1 protein-coding gene is annotated in these 529 nt (G+C 56.0%); it reads left to right on the top strand.

Annotation, left to right across the window (positions count from 1 at the left end; genetic code table 11):
* Positions 1–458, top strand: a 458-nt coding sequence (locus tag THIMADRAFT_RS26235) for a choice-of-anchor D domain-containing protein (RefSeq protein ID WP_139052998.1), incomplete at its 5' end; no start/stop codon positions are given.
* Between the last annotated feature and the right edge of the window lie 71 nt (positions 459–529).

Raw genomic sequence — 529 nt, 5'->3', positions numbered from 1 at the left:
GATTCACCCCCTCGTCCTACAGTTTTGGTCAAGTGCCGGTCGGCAGCAGCAGCGCGCCCCAAACGGCGACGATCAGAAATACCGGTACCGGGACGGTTACCTTCGAGAGAGGCATTCTTAACTACCCATACGTCTCGGCCGGGTACAGCATGAGCGATAGTACCTGTGGGGCGACTTTGAGTCCGGGAACTTCTTGCGAAGTCAAGATACGGTTCAGCCCGCAAGCGACCGGCAGTCCGAGCGCCTACTTGTTTGTCAGGGTCAATGAATCGACCACCCTTTTTGCAGCGCGCCTTGATGGTACCGGAACCGCGGATCGGACCTACGGCGTTGGATTCACCCCCTCGTCCTACAGTTTTGGTCAAGTGCCGGTCGGCAGCAGCAGCGCGCCCCAAACCGCGACGATCAGAAATACCGGTACCGGGACGGTTACCTTCGGGAGAGGCATTCTTAACTAGTGCCTGAACAGAAACCACGTTTTCTATTTCCGAACAGTGGGTTATAATATGTCCCCATGATCGAAGATCAT

Origin of the sequence: Thiocapsa marina 5811 (assembly GCF_000223985.1) — a bacterium.
Lineage (GTDB): Bacteria > Pseudomonadota > Gammaproteobacteria > Chromatiales > Chromatiaceae > Thiocapsa > Thiocapsa marina.
The sequence above is the reverse complement of the archived record's forward strand: the minus strand, read 5'-3'. Positions and strand labels throughout refer to the sequence as shown.